At 74.6% G+C, this 16428-nt stretch carries 17 protein-coding genes; 8 read left to right on the top strand and 9 right to left on the bottom strand.

The genetic code is table 11. The features are described from left to right. Positions 1-28: 28 nt before the first annotated feature. Complete coding sequence (locus ACIBBF_RS06360; protein WP_397411628.1) at positions 29-1099, bottom strand: EamA family transporter; 1071 nt, start codon at positions 1097-1099, stop codon at positions 29-31. 38 nt (positions 1100-1137) lie between these two features. Between ACIBBF_RS06360 and ACIBBF_RS06355 the strand changes: the two genes are divergently transcribed. After that, positions 1138-1695 carry a CGNR zinc finger domain-containing protein gene (locus ACIBBF_RS06355; RefSeq protein ID WP_397411627.1) on the top strand — a complete coding sequence of 186 codons (558 nt, stop codon included), beginning with the start codon at positions 1138-1140 and terminating at the stop codon, positions 1693-1695. Here the strand turns inward: ACIBBF_RS06355 and ACIBBF_RS06350 are convergent. After that, a complete protein-coding gene (locus tag ACIBBF_RS06350) occupies positions 1677-2315 on the bottom strand; it encodes an AAA family ATPase (protein WP_397411625.1) in 639 nt (212 codons plus the stop codon). The genes ACIBBF_RS06355 and ACIBBF_RS06350 overlap by 19 nt on opposite strands. Then, the gene (locus tag ACIBBF_RS06345; protein WP_397411623.1) at positions 2312-3100 is read right to left on the bottom strand and encodes a phosphotransferase; all 789 of its coding nucleotides are present in this window, start codon (positions 3098-3100) and stop codon (positions 2312-2314) included. Before ACIBBF_RS06345 ends, ACIBBF_RS06350 begins: the two co-directional genes overlap by 4 nt. A gap of 221 nt (positions 3101-3321) precedes the next feature. On the opposite strand from ACIBBF_RS06345, the gene ACIBBF_RS06340 reads away from it, so the two are divergent. Further along, positions 3322-4533: a DUF418 domain-containing protein gene (locus tag ACIBBF_RS06340; RefSeq protein ID WP_397411621.1), complete on the top strand. Its 1212-nt coding sequence runs from the start codon at positions 3322-3324 to the stop codon at positions 4531-4533. Here ACIBBF_RS06340 and ACIBBF_RS06335 read toward each other — a convergent pair. From ACIBBF_RS06335 to ACIBBF_RS06320, 4 genes are all read right to left on the bottom strand, one after another. After that, the gene (locus ACIBBF_RS06335; protein ID WP_397411619.1) at positions 4530-5402 is read right to left on the bottom strand and encodes a phosphotransferase; all 873 of its coding nucleotides are present in this window, start codon (positions 5400-5402) and stop codon (positions 4530-4532) included. The genes ACIBBF_RS06340 and ACIBBF_RS06335 overlap by 4 nt on opposite strands. A gap of 115 nt (positions 5403-5517) precedes the next feature. Beyond that, the gene (locus tag ACIBBF_RS06330; RefSeq protein WP_397411617.1) at positions 5518-6144 is read right to left on the bottom strand and encodes a lytic polysaccharide monooxygenase auxiliary activity family 9 protein; all 627 of its coding nucleotides are present in this window, start codon (positions 6142-6144) and stop codon (positions 5518-5520) included. Between the two features lie 173 nt (positions 6145-6317). Further along, positions 6318-6908, bottom strand: a complete 591-nt coding sequence (locus tag ACIBBF_RS06325) for a lytic polysaccharide monooxygenase auxiliary activity family 9 protein (protein ID WP_397411615.1) — start codon at positions 6906-6908, stop codon at positions 6318-6320. Positions 6909-7115: 207 nt separating this feature from the next. After that, positions 7116-8135, bottom strand: a complete 1020-nt coding sequence (locus ACIBBF_RS06320; protein WP_397411612.1) for a 3-methyladenine DNA glycosylase — start codon at positions 8133-8135, stop codon at positions 7116-7118. 57 nt (positions 8136-8192) lie between these two features. On the opposite strand from ACIBBF_RS06320, the gene ACIBBF_RS06315 reads away from it, so the two are divergent. Beyond that, positions 8193-9155 carry an aldo/keto reductase gene (locus ACIBBF_RS06315; RefSeq protein ID WP_397411609.1) on the top strand — a complete coding sequence of 321 codons (963 nt, stop codon included), beginning with the start codon at positions 8193-8195 and terminating at the stop codon, positions 9153-9155. A gap of 22 nt (positions 9156-9177) precedes the next feature. Next, positions 9178-10062, top strand: coding sequence for a PhzF family phenazine biosynthesis protein (locus ACIBBF_RS06310; protein ID WP_397411606.1), 885 nt, complete (start codon positions 9178-9180; stop codon positions 10060-10062). Positions 10063-10161: 99 nt separating this feature from the next. On the opposite strand, the gene ACIBBF_RS06305 is transcribed toward ACIBBF_RS06310, so the two are convergent. After that, positions 10162-11487, bottom strand: coding sequence for a heparan-alpha-glucosaminide N-acetyltransferase domain-containing protein (locus tag ACIBBF_RS06305; protein ID WP_397411603.1), 1326 nt, complete (start codon positions 11485-11487; stop codon positions 10162-10164). Between the two features lie 346 nt (positions 11488-11833). Between ACIBBF_RS06305 and ACIBBF_RS06300 the strand changes: the two genes are divergently transcribed. Next, entirely contained in the window at positions 11834-12649 is an 816-nt protein-coding gene (locus tag ACIBBF_RS06300; RefSeq protein ID WP_397411776.1) for a class I SAM-dependent methyltransferase, read from the top strand. Here the strand turns inward: ACIBBF_RS06300 and ACIBBF_RS06295 are convergent. Next, a complete protein-coding gene (locus ACIBBF_RS06295; RefSeq protein WP_397411774.1) occupies positions 12621-14210 on the bottom strand; it encodes a serine hydrolase domain-containing protein in 1590 nt (529 codons plus the stop codon). The two genes, ACIBBF_RS06300 and ACIBBF_RS06295, sit on opposite strands and share 29 nt — an antisense overlap. Positions 14211-14390: 180 nt before the next feature. On the opposite strand from ACIBBF_RS06295, the gene ACIBBF_RS06290 reads away from it, so the two are divergent. The 3 genes from ACIBBF_RS06290 to ACIBBF_RS06280 all read left to right on the top strand — a co-directional run bounded on the left by ACIBBF_RS06290 (position 14391) and on the right by ACIBBF_RS06280 (position 16428). Continuing rightward, entirely contained in the window at positions 14391-15173 is a 783-nt protein-coding gene (locus ACIBBF_RS06290; protein ID WP_397411600.1) for a fumarylacetoacetate hydrolase family protein, read from the top strand. A 109-nt stretch (positions 15174-15282) separates the two neighbouring features. Continuing rightward, entirely contained in the window at positions 15283-15879 is a 597-nt protein-coding gene (locus tag ACIBBF_RS06285) for an NUDIX hydrolase (protein ID WP_397411597.1), read from the top strand. A 120-nt stretch (positions 15880-15999) separates the two neighbouring features. Beyond that, entirely contained in the window at positions 16000-16428 is a 429-nt protein-coding gene (locus ACIBBF_RS06280; protein WP_397411595.1) for a hypothetical protein, read from the top strand.

Raw genomic sequence — 16428 nt, 5'->3', positions numbered from 1 at the left:
CGGGTGCGGGGGTGGGTGAGGTCGGCGGTCAGCCGGCGGGCCGGTCGCCGCGCGTGCGCTTCTCGCCCGCCTGGACCGCCACCACCCCCGCGAGGATCAGCACGCCGCCGACGAGCTGGACCGGCCGGGGCAGCTCGCCCAGCAGCAGCCAGGCGAAGCCGATCGCGGCGACCACCTCGAACAGCCCCACGAAGGAGGACAGCCGCGGGCCGAGCAGGCGGCCCGCCGCGATGCCGGCCACGTAGGCGAGCGCCGCCGTCACGACGCCGAGGCCGATCACGGGCAGCCACCACGGCACGGCCGTGCCCGCGTAGACGGGCGCCGCCGTGCTGTAGTCCAGCGGCATCAGGCCCGTGGCGCCGAGCAGGCCGAGGGCGAGGGTCGCCGTCGTCAGGCCACCGGCGGCCAGCGCGAGCGGCGGCAGGCCGGTCTCCGCGTTCGCGTTGATGACGAAGTACGTCGAGACGCCGAGCATCGCCACCAGGGCCCAGGCCACGCCGGCCGGATCGGTGGCCCCGGCACCCGCACCGGTGGCCAGGTCCAGCACGAGCACCAGCCCGACGGCGGCCAGGAGCGTGCCGAGCACGGTGGCGACCGTCGGGCGCTGGCCGTGCCGCAGCCAGAACCAGAGCACCACCGCGGCCGGTGCCGTGTACTCGATCAGCAGGGCGGGCCCGACGGGCATGTACTGGACGGCGGAGAAGTACGCGAACTGGCAGCCCGCGACGGACACCGCGCCGTAGACCGCGATGAGCCCCAGGTTGCGCCGCACCGGTCCCCAGTCGCCCCGCAGCGAGACGATGCCGAGCGGCAGCACCACGAGGGCCGCGATCGCCACGCGCGCCAGGACCATGGCGCCGGGGCTCCAGCCGGTGTCGAGCAGCCCGCTGGCGAACACCCCGGAGAGGCTGAACGCCGCGGCGGAGACCCCCGCGAGCACCAGCCCGGACGTCAGGCGGCGGGCAGGGGTCGTGCCTGCTCCGGCCACGGTTGCTCCGGCTGCGCCCGCTCCGATCGTGCCCGCTCCGGTCCTGCCCGCTCCGGCCGCCAGGGGGTCGGTCGCTGCCGACCCGCCGGTGTCAGGTGTCACTGCGCCCATGGGTCCTGACGCTAGGGGTGACGGGGTAATGTGTCAACGTGGTTTTCGCTCATGACACCGAGGAGTCGCTGCAGGCCGCCGTCGCGCTCGTGAACGCCGCCGAGCCACCGGTCACCGTCACGACGGTGGCCGACCTCGACGCGTTCTTCACGCGGCACGGCTACACCGGGCGGCACGACGGCACCGAGGCCGAGCTGCGCGACGTCCTGGCCCTCCAGCCGCGCCTGCGCGAGCTCCTGCTGGCCGACCGGGACGTGGCCGCCGGCCTGGTCAACGACATGCTGGCCGACGCCGGTGCGGTGCCCCGGCTCGTGCGCCACCCGCCGGAGGACTGGCACGTCCACGCGGTACCGGCCGACGCCCCGCTCGCCACCCGCGTCCTGGTGGAGACCGCGATGGCGATGATCGACGTCGTCCGCGAGGACGAGCACTCCCGCCTCGCCGTCTGCGCCGACGACGACTGCGCGGGGATCGTCCTGGACCTCTCCCGGAACCGGTCCCGCCGCTACTGCTCCACGACGTGCGGCAACCGCAACGCCCAGGCCGCCCACCGGGCGCGGCAGGCAGACCGGGCGGGTCAGCCCGCCACGGTGTAGCGCGTCGCCCCGGACGCCACGGCGGCGCGGATCGCCTCGGCCACCCCGGCGACGTCGTCCGGGAGGTCGGTGAGGACGACGCCGGGCGTGGTGCCGGCGGATGTGGTGCCGGCGGATGTGGCGTCGGGCGTGGCGTCGGGTGCGTCGTCGTCGGCGGGTGGCGCCGTGCCCGGTGCGATCCGGGCCGTGGCCCGGGCGAACTCCTCGTGCATGTGCCGGGCGGCCCCCAGGTCGGTGAACCCGTGCCCGGTGCGCGTGGCCACCCGGTGCAGGCAGGTCTCCACGGGCGGCAGCAGCACCACGTAGTCGATCGCCGCCAGCCCGGTCAGGGCCGCGAAGCCGGGCAGGAACCACGGGCCGATCACGCCGTCGTACACCACGTGGATGCCGCCACGCGCGAAGGTGCCGGCCGCCGCGGCGGCCGCACGGGTCGTCGTGTCGTTCTGGGCGTGCGACCCGGGCAGCCAGGGCGAGACGTAGCCGCGGCGCAGGAACGTGAAGAAGGCGTCGCCCTCCACGAGCGCGCTCGGCTCCCACAGCTCGGCCAGGGCCGCGGACACCGTCGACTTGCCCGAGCCGGGCGGCCCCGTGACGACCAGGAGGGTCGCGGCGTCCGTCATCCCAGGTCCCAGAGCATGCGGTACCAGGCGACACGCTCGGGGTCCTCGTCGATGCCGTACCCCTCGTAGACCAGGTGGTCGTAGCCGGGGCCGTAGTTCCAGCCCAGGCTGTAGGTCGCGACCGCGAGGTCGGCCCAGCGGTCGGCCACGCCCAGGGACCCGAGGTCGACGTGGCCGAACCAGGTGCCGTCGTCGGCAAGCAGGGTGTTGGGAGCGCAGGCGTCGCCGTGGCAGACCACCAGCCGGTCGTGGTCCGGCGCGTCCGCCAGGCGGGCACGGGCCTCGGCCGACCAGCCGGCGGCCGCGTGCCCCCTGGCCGCCCGGTCCTCCGCGACCGCGATCCGGTCCTCGATGCTCCAGGTCCACGGGCACCGGTCGACCGGCAGGGCGTCGTGCATGGCCCGCAGGCCCACGCCGATGGCACGGGCGGCGGTCTCGGGTTCGGCCAGCCACCGCGGGTCGACGGCGGAGCGGGCGTCGAGGGCGGTGGTCACGAGCCAGTCCACCTCGCCGTCGCTGCCGGCCTCCAGGACGTGCGGCACGGTGGTCCACGGCTCCGCCCAGCGCATGCGCGCCGCCTCCTCGACGAGGTCGATCCACTCGGTCAGGGCGCGGTCCGTGCGGGGTGACCACTTCACGAACGTGACGGGTTCGGCCGGGTCCGGCGGGTCGACGCGGAACGTGAGGCCACCCAGCTCGTTGCGCCAGGCCAGGGTGAGCTCACCGGCACCGGCGAGCTCACGGACGAGATCGGGCACCGCCACCGGCTCGGTCGGGATCGTCATGGGCCCAGCGTCGCAGACCGGGCGGTGCGGCCACGATCTGATTTCGCTCCGGGCGGTGCCGGGCGGTGTCGTGTCGTGCGGTGTCGTGCGGTGCCGGTGCGGCGGGTGCCCCGGCTCCTTGGCCGGCGTCGGGGCGGGTCCGTCAAAGGATGTACGCCGCGGACCAGAGATCGCCCGGACGGCCGACGCGGGCGAGGGCCGGGCACCGGCAGGGTCGGACCATGTCCGCACACACCTCAGCGAGCACCTCGGCGAGCAACTCGGCGAGCACAGCACCCGTCGCTGCGCCGGGCGGTCCCGGCGGCGGCCGGATCGCCGCCCTCGACGTCCTGCGCGGGGTGGCCATCCTCGGCACCCTCGCCAGCAACATCTGGCTGTTCACGATGCCGGGCGGGCCTGCCGCGCTGTTCTCCGGCGGGTTCGTGACGGACGACCCGGTCCGGACGGCGCTGCAGGCACTGTCCAACGGGAAGTTCCTCGGGCTGCTCACCCTGCTGTTCGGCGTGGGGCTGGAGCTCCAGTACCGGTCCATGGTCCGGCGCGGGCTGCGGTGGCCGGGCCGGTACGGGCTGCGGGCGGCGATCCTGTTCGTCGAGGGCCTGCTGCACTACGTGCTCGTCTTCGAGTTCGACGTGCTCATGGGGTACGCCATCGCGTCCGTGCTGGCCGCCTACCTCATCGGGCGTTCCGACCGGGTGGTGCGGGCCTGGAGCACCGCCGTGGCCGCCGTCTACGTGCTGGTGATCGCCGGTGTCACCGCGCTCCTGGTGACGGCCGGGCCCGCATCCGGGGAAGCAGGGGCCGTGCCCCTCCCGTCGACCGCGAGCTGGCCGGAGCAGGTGCTGGTGCGGCTGGAGCACGCCGCCGTCTTCCGCATCGAGCTGCTGTTCATCGTCCCCTCGGCCCTGGTGCTGTTCGTCGTGGGCTCCCGCCTCGTGCGCGCGGGCCTGTTCACCTCGACCCCGGAGGGTGCGCGCCTGCGCCGCCGGCTCGCGTGGGCCGGGCTGGGTGCCGGGGTGCCGCTCAACGCCCTGACCACGTGGGCGGGGCCCGACTGGGTGCTCGTGGACCGTTACCTGGTGCCGCCGCTCGTCGCGGTGGGCATCCTCGCGCTCGGCACCACCCTGGTAGGGCGCGTGCGGGCCGGCCGGGCGCCGGGCCTGCTGCGCCGCGGGGTCGAGGCCGTGGGGCGGACGGCGCTGTCCTGCTACGTGCTCCAGAACGTGCTCGCGTCGGTGCTCTGCTACGACTGGGGTCTCGGGCTCGCCGGCGGTGCCACCTGGCAGGTCGTGGCGCTCTGGGCGGGCATCTCCGCGGTGCTGATGATCGCGGCGCCGCTGTGGCTGCGCCGCTGGCCACGCGGCCCGATCGAGCTGCTCATGCACCGGGTCTACGACTCCCGGCGCGCGGACCGGGCGGCATCGGTCGCCTAGCGGCCGGCGGGCTGGTGGTCGGGGGGCGTGCGGCGGGCGCGGACCGCTTCTTCCGCGTCCCACAGGGCGCGGTAGTAGGTGGTGCGCTCGCGGTCCGGGGCGACGCCGTAGGCGGCGAGCACGAGCGGCTCCAGCCCTGCGCCGTAGCGCCGGGTGACGCTGCGCGTGGTGACCGCGATGTCGGACCACCGGTCGCCCACGCCCAGGTCCCCGACGTCGACGTGGGCGGCGAACCGGCCGACCTGGTCCAGGAGGGTGTTCGGCACGGTGGCGTCGCCGTGGCACACCACCAGCCGGTCGACGGGCGGCGGGTCGCCCAGGGCGGCGCTGATCGTGGCGCGTTCGGCATGGGCGAGGGGTGCGGTCTCGTCCGTGGTGAGGGCGTCGACACGCATCCGCGCCGTCCGGACGAAGGGGCAGGTGTCGGTGGGGAGAGCGTCGTGGAAGCGGCGCAGCCCCACGCCGATCGCGATCGCCGCCCGCTCGGCGTAGGCCCGCCAGCGCGGTTCGACGGCGGACGTCGCGACGTCGCCGTCGGCCTCGACGGCCGCGGTGAGCAGCCAGGAGCCGTGCGCGTCACGGCCCGCGTCGAGCACGTGGGGCACGCGGGTGAACGAGCTGGCCCAGACGAGCCGGTCGGCCTCGGCGAGAGGGTCGGGGCAGGCGGAGTCGTCCGGGACCCACTTGAGGTACGAGCTCGTGGTGCGGGGCGGGGCCGGGATCGAGCCCAGCCGGACCGTCAGGCCGCCGTACTCGTTGCGCCACACGGGAACGACCGCCGCCCCGGACCGGAGCCGTGCGGCCAGGGTGTGTACGACGGGCGGTACCTCGACGGGAGTCGGACCGATGCCGACCAGTGCGCTCGACACCCCACCATCGTCCCACGGAGCGGGTGAAAAAGTGCTCCTGGTTCGTGGTGGCCGAGGGCACCGGCCGACACGGTCCCGTGGTCTCCCACGGTGTCAGAGGGGTGTCGGAGCGGCGTCAGACCGCGCTGCGGACGCCCGGTGCGGCCAGGATGCCCGGCAGGCCCTGCGGTGCCACGGGGCCGGCCGCGGCAGCGCCGCCCACGGTGATGTCGACGCACTGGTAGAACGCGTTCACGGTGTCGGCGATGTTCCAGCGGGCGAACACGGTGTGGTCACCGGCGGGCAGGCCGCTGAGGGTGTGCTCGACGGTCGCGCCGGGCTGGGCGCCGCCGTCGTCCACGGTCTTGAACGGCTGACCGTCCACGAAGTACTCCCAGGTGGACGTCGAGTGCCGGGCGGTGATCTGCCAGCGGAACGTGACCTCGCTGCCCACGGTGGTGCGGGGCCAGGCGAGCGAGTCGTCGTCGACGACGGTGAAGCCGCTGCCGCCCGAGCACTCCATGGAGCCCTTCGGGGCCTCGACGCTCTGGGGCTCGTACTGCAGGCCGCCGCAGTCGAAGCTGACGGTGCCCGTGGCGCAGTGGTCGGCGCGGCTGGGCGGGTTGGTGATCCAGCCGTGCGCCTGCGCCTGCGGCAGGAGGGCGCCGGGCGCGGCGACGAGGAACGCCGCCGCGAGCGCGAGGGCGGCGAGCGCGGACAGCAGGAGACGGCTGGGCGGGCTTGCGGTGCGTGCACGGTTCACGGTGATGCCTCCGTCGGCGAGCGGGTGAAATATCGGTGGCATCGAACCTAGGAAATGTCAGCTTTGCTGACAATGAGGGTGAATTCGTACGCGCTTCCCCGTATCCGGGACCCGCCCGGCAGCACGACGGCGAGGCCGTGGGGTCACGACCTCGCCGCTGGGTGCAGGTGGGATCAGAGCGGGCTGGCGGCCAGGTGGCCGCCCGTGCTCGCGGTGCCGCCGACGTTCACGTCCATGCAGGCGTAGAACGCCATCGCGGTGTCGTACACGTTCCAGCGCGCGAGGATCGTGTGGTTGCCCGCGGGCAGGCCCGTCAGCGTGTGCGTGACGGTGGGCGGTGGCGTGGCCCCGTTGTCGTTCACCGTCTTGAAGAGCCGGCCGTCCACGAAGTACTCCCAGCTCGCCGTGCGGTGGAACGCCGTCAGCGTCCACTGGAACGTGTGGGTGCTGCCGATGGTGGTGCGCGGCCAGGCCAGGGAGCTGTTGTCGAGGGTGGTGAACCGGCTGCCGCCGGAGCAGAGCATCGAGCCCTTGGGGGCCTCCACGCTCTGCGGTTCCCACTCGACGCCGTTGCAGGTCCAGCTCACGGTCCGCTTGGCGCAGTGGTCCTGGCGGCTCGGCGGCGAGACCACCCAGCCGTGGGCCTCGGCCCGGGGTGTCATGGAGCTCGGTGCGGCGACCAGCGCCGTCAGGGTCAGGGCCACGACGGCGAGGACGCCGAGCAGGACCCTGGTGGCGGATGTGCGCGGTGCGGTGATTCTCATGGGGCTCACCTCGGGTGTGAAGTTGGATGTTTCCTGGAGTGCTCCTGAGTGTTCGGGTCGGACCCTCTGACGCTAGAAACCCGCGTGGGCAGGGGACAAGTAGGGCAACTACGTACCTACGTGGCCGGTTCGTGATCGATGCGGAGCGTCGTGGACGACGGTGCTCCCGCGTGGGGTGCGGCCCGGTCCCGCACCGTGTCCGGAGAGCTATCCGGCCGGGCTTGCGGCGAGCAGCGTGGTGCAGACGTCGAGGAGACGCGCACGGAGCAGCGCCGACCGCTCGGCGAACGCCCGCTGCCGCCGCACGTACTCCGCCTTGCCCTGCGGCGTCTCGATCGGGACGGCGGCCACGCCGTACTCCGACACGTCGTACGGCGAGGCGGCCATGTCGGTCCAGCGGACGTCGCGGGCCAGCTCGAACGCGTCGAGCAGCAGGTCGCCCGGGACGGCGGGGCCGAGCTTGAGGCACCACTTGTACAGGTCCATGGTGGCGTGCAGGCAGCCCGGCTGTTCCAGGCCCACCTGCGTGGCGCGCGTCGGCTGCAGCAGGTTGCGCCCGGTCGCCTCCGGCGTGAAGAACCGGAACGCGTCGAAGTGCGAGCACCGCACCGGGTTCGCCTCGACCACGGCGTCGGTCCCGGCGTGGCCCAGCCGGAGCGGCAGCGGGTGCCGGTGGTCGCGACCCGCCTCGCGGTCGCGGTAGACCATCGCCCACTCGTGCAGCCCGAAGCAGCCGAACGTGCCGGGACGCGACGCCGTCGCCGACAGCAGGTCCCGCACGTAGCGGACGGTGTCGCCGCGGTCGGCGAGGAAGGCGCCGACGTCGAGCATGACGACGGCCGCGGCGTCGGGTGCGGCGTCGAGGACGGTGTGCCAGCGCCAGGCCGTGCGGTCGTCCGGGTCGGTCTCGGCCCGGCCGGCGGCGTCGTCGGCCGACGGGTGGGTGCCCGGCAGCCGCAGGGCGATGCCCGCCCCCGGGTGCCAGCGCCGCAGGTGCGTGACCCGGGTGGGGTAGTAGGTGAACAGGAAGTCCTCGATCGCGTGCTTGCGCCCGGCTGCCCGGGCCTCGCGCCACACGGCCGTGAGGGCGTCGGCCCGTTCGGCGTGCGCGGCGGCCCGCGGCGCCCACTCCTCGGGCAGCAGCATCCGCGTGGTCGCCGGCTCGCCCGGGTGCGCGACGGCGTCGTGCGCACCGGGAGCGGCCGTCTCGCCGAGGACTGTGGTCACCGCTCCAGGGTAAGGCGGCGGCGACGTCCGCCCCGCCCGCCGACGTAGGGTGCGACCATGTCCGACCTTCCCCTGCGCCGTCTCGGGCGCTCCGGCCTGTCCGTCCCGGTGATCGGTCTCGGGTGCAACAACCTGGGCCGTACCGGCACCGCCACCGCCACGCAGGAGGGCGCGACCGCCGTGGTCGACGCCGCCATCGACGCGGGCGTGACCTTCTTCGACACCGCCGACCGCTACGGTGCGCGCCCCGGGCTGTCGGAGGAGCTGCTCGGTGCCGCGCTGAAGGGACGCCGCGACGACGTGCTGGTGGCCACGAAGTTCGGCCTCGACATGCGCGGCGTGAACGGCGCCGACTTCGGGGCGCGCGGCTCGCGGCGGTACGTGGTGCGGGCCGCGGAGGCCTCGCTGCGCCGGCTCGGCACGGACTGGATCGACCTCTACCAGCTGCACACGCCCGACCCGCAGACCCCGGTGGACGAGACGCTCGCCGCGCTCGACGACCTCGTCCGCGCCGGCAAGGTGCGCTACGTGGGCCACTCCAACCTCCCCGGCTGGCAGATGGCGGACGCCGAGCACGTGGCCCGGGCCGCCGGCGGCACGCGGTTCGTCTCCGCGCAGGACCGGTACTCGCTGCTGGCCCGCGGCGTCGAGCGGGAGGTGCTGCCGGCCGCGCGGGCGTACGGCATCGGCTTCCTGCCGTACTTCCCCCTGGCCGACGGCCTGCTGACGGGCAAGTACTCCGGCGGTGCCCGGCCCGACGGCACGCGCCTCGTGAACGAGAAGCGGCACCTGCTGGAGACGGCGCCGTGGGCGGCACTGGACCGGTTCGCGGCGTTCTGCCGGGAGCGCGGGACCACCGAGACGGTCGTGGCGTTCTCGTGGTTGCTGTCCCGGCCCGAGGTGTCCTCGGTGATCGCCGGCGCCACCCGGCCGGAGCAGGTGCGTGCCAACGCCCAGGCCTGGACGTGGACGCCGACGGCGGACGACCTCGCGGAGCTCGACGAGATCTTCCCGGCCTGACCGGGTCGGTAGCGTGAGCCGCATGAACCGCGCCTTTCACCAGGTCAACGTCTTCTCGCCGCTGCCGGTCGGCGGTAATCCCGTCGCCGTCGTGCACGACGCCGACGGGCTCACCGACGAGCAGATGGCCGCCTTCGCCCGCTGGACCAACCTGTCCGAGACCACGTTCCTGCTCGCCCCGACGCCCGGGGGGCGCGCGGGCGGCGCCGACTACCGCGTGCGGATCTGGACCCCGGGCGGCGAGCTGCCGTTCGCGGGGCACCCCACGCTCGGCACCGCGCACGCGTGGCTGGAGTCCGGCGGCGTCCCCGGCGGTCCGGAGGTGGTCCAGGAGTGCGGCGTGGGCCTGGTGCGGCTGCGGCGCGATGTGGTCGGCGACGGGCAGCGCCTCGCGTTCGCGGCGCCGCCGCTGGCGCGCTCGGGGCCGGTCGACGACGCCGACCTCGCCCGGATCGCGCGCGCCCTGCGCATCGAGCCGGCCGACGTCGTCCGTTCGGCCTGGGTCGACAACGGCCCCGGCTGGGTCGCGGTCCAGCTCCGCGACGCCGCCGCGGTGCTCGCGCTCGAACCGGACCACGTCGCGATGGGGGACCTCAAGGTCGGCGTGGTCGGTGCGTACCCGGTCGGGGACGGTGACCACGCCGGCCCGCAGGCGGCCGACGCCCCCGCCGTCGAGGTGCGGGCCTTCGCGCCGTCGCTCGGGGACGGGGAGGACCCCGTGACCGGCAGCCTCAACGCGGGCCTCGGGCAGTGGCTCGCCGGTGACGTGCTGCCGGCGTCGTACGTGGCCGCGCAGGGGACGGTGCTGCGGCGCGCCGGGCGCGTGCACGTCGAGAAGCTGCCCGACGGTGCGGTGTGGGTGGGCGGCGACACCGTGACCACCATCGCGGGGCAGGTCGACCTCTGACCTGGGCCGCACGCGTGACCCGGGGGCGTCGCGTGCGGTCCGGCGGTCTCTCTGACCCGGTGTCCCCCGCGGGGACGGGTCACTCCGCGTAGACAACGTCTACCCGGAGTGACCCGTCCCCCCGGGGAACACCTTCCGGGCGACCGCGGCGAACAGCCGCTCCAGCGGCCCGCGTCCCAGCAGCGCCCGCCACAGCGTCGCCACCACGAGGCTGATCAGCACCATCCAGCCGAGCGGCTCGTTCGTCGGGGGATCGAGCAGGTCCCAGTAGGTGCGGGTCCACCACCAGATCGCGATGATCTGCGCGGAGTAGATGGTCAGCGCCAGCGCGCCGACGGCGGCCAGCGGCGTCACCACCACGAGCACCACCCACCGCGCGGCCCGGCCGAACCACCCCGCGCCGCCCGCACCCCCTGCGCCCTCAGCGCCGCCCGGCCGGGCGCCGCCGTCGACCACGCGGCCCAGCAGCAGGCACAGGCCCAGCACCCCGAGCGCGAACCCGCCCGATCCCAGGGCCTCGAACATCGTGTCGTCGTGCGGCCCCTCCAGGTAGAGGCCGGCCAGCGGCGGCCACGGGTCGGACCAGCCGGGCGCGGGCGTCACGTACGCGGACGACGTGACGGCGACCTGCCCCTCGATCGTGGCCGTGCCCCCGGCCCCGGCCACCAGCACCGACGACGCGAGCGAGCAGATCGCGGCCAGCCCGAACCCGCCCGCGACCAGGCCGAGCTGCAGCGTGGGCGACCGCAGGTCGCTGCGCCCCACGGCGAGCCCGGCGAGCACGTACGCCATCCAGACCAGCGCCGGGTAGTGGCCGGTGAGGAGGAAGTCGGTCGCGGCCCCGGACCCGTCGTGCGGCGCGCGGAGCCCGGCCCGGGCCAGGGCTTCGGGCCCGTAGTACACGAGGAACGGCCCGATCACGGCGATCAGCACCGCCGTCGCCGCGAGCCGCGCGGGTGGTACCCGCAGGAAGGGCAGCGCCAGCACGAAGTACGCGGCGTAGAAGCCGAGGATGAGCAGCACCCGCGTGCCGAACAGGTCCAGCACGGCGACCAGCGCCAGCAGCAGCACGACCCGCACCAGGATCCGGCCGCGAGCGGTGCGCAGCGCCGTGCCCGCCAGCGGCGCCGAACCACCGGTGACCAGCGCCAGGGACAGGCCCGCGACGGTCGCGAACAGGATCGAGGAGCGACCGTGCGCCAGGCCCAGCCAGCCCTCCGGAGTACCGAGGTCCGCCGAGGTGATGCCGACGTGCGCTGCGAACATGCCGAGCACCGCGATGCCCCGGGCAAGGTCCGCCCCGGTCACCCGGTCCGGCCCGCCGAGCAGGTTGCGGCCCACCCGGTCGAGCGGGCGGCGCCCCGGGTGCGAGGCCCGGACCGGGGTCGCGGCAGACCGGTCGGACGGCTGAGCGATCGTGGACATGCGGGCATCCTTCCGCGTCGTCGTCCGCGGCGCGCGCGGCCACGCCGCCCGCCCGGCCGGCGGACAGCCGTCCCGAGGGATGAGAACGCAGGTGTGCGCGCCCGCACCCCGCACATACAGTGCCGCCATGACCGGCAGCGCCAACGAGTACCACTCGGCCCGCAGCGACACGCCCCGCCACCCGTACGGCGGCACCACGAGCGAGCCCGTCCCCGGCCCGGCCCCGGACGCCGCGCGCGGCGCCGACCAGCCCGCCGGGACCGACCCCATCGACGCCGTGGACGCGCCGAGCAGCCTGTCCCGCCTCAGCGGCCAGGACCAGAACAACCCCGGCGCGGTGAAGGACCTGACCAAGGAGTCCGAGTCCTACACCCACGGGCACCACGAGTCCGTGCTGCGTTCCCACCGACGGCGGACGGCGGCCAACTCCGCCGCGTTCCTGCTGCCGCACCTCCTGTCCGACATGACGCTGCTCGACGTGGGCTGCGGCCCCGGCACCGTCACCGTCGACCTCGCGGAACGCCTCACCCAGGGCAGCGTCGTCGGCGTCGACGCGTCCGACGACGTGCTGGAGTCGGCCCGCGGGCTCGCCGACGCCCACGGCACGAAGAACATCACCTTCGAGCACGCCAACGCCTACGAGCTCCCCTTCGAGGACGACTCGTTCGACGTCGTGTTCGCCCACCAGCTCCTGCAGCACCTCTCCGACCCGGTGGCGGCCCTGCGCGAGATGAGGCGCGTCGCCAAGCCCGGCGGGTTCGTCGCCGTCCGCGACGCCGACTACGCCGCGATGGCCTGGTACCCCCAGTCCCCGGAGCTCACCGAGTGGAACATGCTCTACCACGAGGTCACGCACACCTACGGCTTCGAGCCCGACGCCGGACGCCGCCTCGCCTCCTGGGTGCGCGACGCCGGCTTCGACCCCGCCACGATCGAACCCGGCGCCAGCGTCTGGTGCTACGCCACCCCCGACGACCGCACCTGGTGGGGCGGCCTGTGGGCCGAGCGGTGCACCGAGTCGAACTTCGCCGTCCAGGCCAAGGACTCGGCGCTCGCGGACGACGTCGCCCTCGAACAGCTCGCCCAGGGCTGGCGGGAGTGGGCCGCCGCCCCGGACGGCTGGTTCGCGGTGCTCAACGGCGAGGTGCTGGCGCGGGCCTGACCCCGGTGTCGTCGGGCCGGGCGGTGCTGTGCGGTGCGGTGCCACGCCGTGCGGCCCGCAGCCGTGCGAGCCGGGCGAGCAGCCCGGCGCCCGCGGCAAGCGCGATCGCCGCGCCGAGCAGCACGACGGCGGGGTAGAGCCAGAGCACGACCCGGTACGCCGCGGCGGGATCCGTCAGGCCCATGAGCGTTGCCCCGAGCCACGGCAGCGCCAGGCCGAGCAGGAGGAACAGCGCCAGCGGGAGCAGTCGCAGTGTGATCCTGCCCCGTGACGTCAGGGAACGGCGTGCGGCCCAGCGACGGGCGCGCCCGACCACCACGGCCCCGGCCACCAGGACCAGCGCGGCGATGCCGACGACCACCGCGTTGAACGGGTCGAACGGGTTCGTGGTGCCGCGGGGCGTGCCGCCGTCGGCCGCCACGATCGCGTCGTGCGTCAGCGCCATCGGGTCCCCGGCCGCGTTCGCGAGCACGACGGCGCCGGTGCCCGTCACGGGGGAGAACTCGATGCCGGACGCGAACGTCGCGAGCGTGCCGCCGTGCCCGACGAGCGGGGCGGTCTCCCCGTCGGACGCCGTGCCGTGCCAGCCGAACCCGTAGCCGGCGGGGTCCGTGGGCACGTCGTGGAAGGCACGAAAGCTCTCCGGGCGCAGCAGGCGCTCGCCGTCCGGGGTCGTGCCGTCCCCGACCTGGAACCGCAGCCAGGCCGCCATGTCGTGCGCGGTGGACACGATGCCGCCGCTGCCCGTGCAGGCCTGCGGCAGCTCCGGCACGGCGACCCGCACGGGGCCCAGGAGCGAGAAACCCCGGGCGAGGCCGGCGGGCGACACGTCGCACCGGCTCGTGACCAGGGTGGCGTCCATGCCGAGCGGCGTCAGTACCTGCTCGGCCAGGTACTCGTCGAAGGCGACGCCTGCCGTCCGCTCCACGAGGCGCGCCAGCACGTCATAGCCCGCGTTGCTGTACAGGGTGACCGTGCCGGGGTCGCTCGCCAGCTCCTCGCCGGACAGCCGGGCGACGGTCTCGGCGGCGCTGCGCGCCGGGTCGGCCGAGTACTCCAGGTCCGTCGCGGCCAGGCCCGACCGGTGGGTGAGCAGGTGCTCCACCGTGATGTCGCGGTAGCGCTCGTCGGCCAGGCGCAGCTCCGGGAGCACCTCGGCGACCGCGTCGTCGAGCGCCAGCCGGCCCGCGTCGACCTGCTGCAGCACGGCCAGCGCCGTGAACGCCTTGGTCATCGAGCCGATGCGCATCGGCGTGTTCTCGTCGACAGGTGCGCCGTCCCCGGTCACGCCGTGCACGCGGACCCGGACCTCGCCGCCCACGAGGGTCACCAGCGCCAGGCCCGGGGTCCGGTGAACCCGGACGTACTCGTCGAGACCGTCGTCCACCGCCCGGTCGACCGCCTCGTCGTTCGAGGTGAGGGCATCCGCGCGGCTGGTGGCCGCGGCCGGGACGGTCGCCCCCGCCGGGAGCGCGGGTGCCACCGCGAGCACGGCCACCGCCGCCGTCACGAGCACGCCGCGCACGCCCGCCGGTCGTCGCGTCCTGGTCCGGTCGATCATCGTCACGAGCCCCTCGTCGGTGCCCCGCCGCCACGGCCGGGCGTCTCGTGCGACACGCTAGGGACCGGCACGGGTCCCGGGCATCGGGGATCACCTGGGCCGAGGCCCTGAACCATCCCTGAGGTGCCCCTGAGCACCGCGTGCGCGCCGCCCACCGTGGCGTCGGCATACCCTGAGCCCGTGCGTATCGCGAGATTCACCACCGGAGACGACCCCCGCTTCGCCCTCGTCCAGCAGGAGGGCAGCAAGACCTTCCTCGCCGTGCTGGGTGGCGACCCCCTCTACATGCCGGCCATGCCGACCGGCGAGCGCATCGAGCTGGGCGACGGCGTCCGGCTGCTCGCCCCGGTGATCCCGCGCTCCAAGGTGGTGTGCGTGGGCCGCAACTACGTGGACCACGCCAAGGAGCTGGGCAACGACGTGCCGAGCACGCCGCTGCTGTTCTTCAAGCCCAACACGGCGGTCGTCGGACCGGACGACCCGATCGTCCTGCCCGACTTCACGCAGGAGGTCTCCTACGAGGCCGAGCTCGCCGTCGTCATCTCCAAGGTGTGCAAGGACGTCACGCCCGAGAACGCGCCGTCCTACGTGCTGGGCTACACCGTCGCGAACGACGTCACCGCGCGGGACGCCCAGCGCACCGACGGACAGTGGGCCCGGGCCAAGGGCTTCGACACGTCGTGCCCGCTGGGACCCTGGATCGACACCGACGTGAACCCGGAGGACGTCGGGGTGCGCTCGCGCGTCAACGGCGACCTGCGCCAGGACGGCCGCACCCGCGACATGGTGTTCGACGTGCCGTTCCTCGTGTCCTACATCTCCGAGGCGATGACCCTGCTGCCCGGCGACGTCATCCTCACCGGCACGCCCGCGGGCGTCGGCACCATCGACCACGGCGACCGCGTCGAGTGCGAGGTCGAGGGGCTCGGCGTGCTGTCCAACCCGGTGCTGCGGCGGAACTGACGTGACGGAGGCACCCGTGCACGGCGGCCCGGCTGTACCTGGCCCGGCCGTACCTGACCCGGCCGTGCTTGGCCCGGTCGTGCTTGGTCCGGTCGTGCTTGGTCCGGTCGTGCTTGGTCCGGTCGTGCCCGGCGACGCCCTGCGTGCCGACGCGCTGCAGGCGCTGCGCGGCTGGCCGGCGCCGACGCCTGAGCAGGAACGGCTCCGCGTCCGGTACGTGCGCCACCTCGAGGCCCACGACCCCGCGACGCACCCGGGCGCCGGGGTGCTCCGGGAGTCGGTGCCGGACCACCTGACGGCGTCGGCCGTCGTGCTCTCCCACGACGGCGCCCACGTGCTGCTCACCCTCCACGCCAAGGCCCAGCGGTGGTTCCAGCTCGGCGGGCACCTGGAACCCGGGGACCGCACGCTGGCGGGTGCGGCGCAGCGCGAGGCACGCGAGGAGTCGGGCCTCGCGCTGACCGTGGACCCGGTGGCCGTGCACCTGGACGAGCACGTCGTACCGTTCTGCCGGCCGGGCACCGGCGACCCCGACCGGCCCGTGCACCACCTCGACGTCCGGTTCGTCGCCGTCGCGGCGCCGGGCGCCGAGGCCGTGGTCTCCGACGAGTCGCTCGACGTGCGCTGGTGGCCCGCCGACGCCCTCCCCGACCCGGACCTCACGGAGCTCGTGGCTCTGGCCCGGACCCGTGTCGGAGGAGCATGACCGGGCGGGATCGTCCGGTGAAGCCTTCGGTGCTGGCACCGAAGTAGGCGACGCGGGTGGCGGGCGCCCCGGCGAGCACATTCGTGGCCGGTTCGGGCCTCCCGCGCGCACCATGGACGCATGGAGACGATCCGGCGGTTCCTGGTCCTGACACCCGCGGCCTTCGCGATCACCGCAGCAGTGCTGCTGCCGCTCATGACGGCCGGCAACCTCTCGCTCGCCACGGTAGGGATCGCCCTCCTGACGGCGCTCGCGGTGACCGCCGGGGTACTCGTGCTGATCCTCGCCGCGGCGGGCCTGCTCCGGTTGCTGCGCGTGCGCAACGCCTGGGCCGTGCTGGGCGCGGCCTGCGTTCTGGCCGTCGTCACCGCGACGGTTGCCTATGCCCTCGTCGCGGCGTCGCTGCCCCCTGACGACGAGGGATGGAACCTCCTGTACGTGACAGGCTCCGCCGTCGCGTCGGTACCGGCCTGGCTGGGCTATGCCGTCGGGCTGCTGGTTCTGGGCCGACGGGACCGGGTGGTCGCCGCACGGAACGAGGCGGGGTGA

Origin of the sequence: Promicromonospora sp. NPDC050880 (assembly GCF_044456525.1) — a bacterium.
Lineage (GTDB): Bacteria > Actinomycetota > Actinomycetes > Actinomycetales > Cellulomonadaceae > Promicromonospora.
This window is presented reverse-complemented; position numbering and strand designations above follow the sequence as displayed.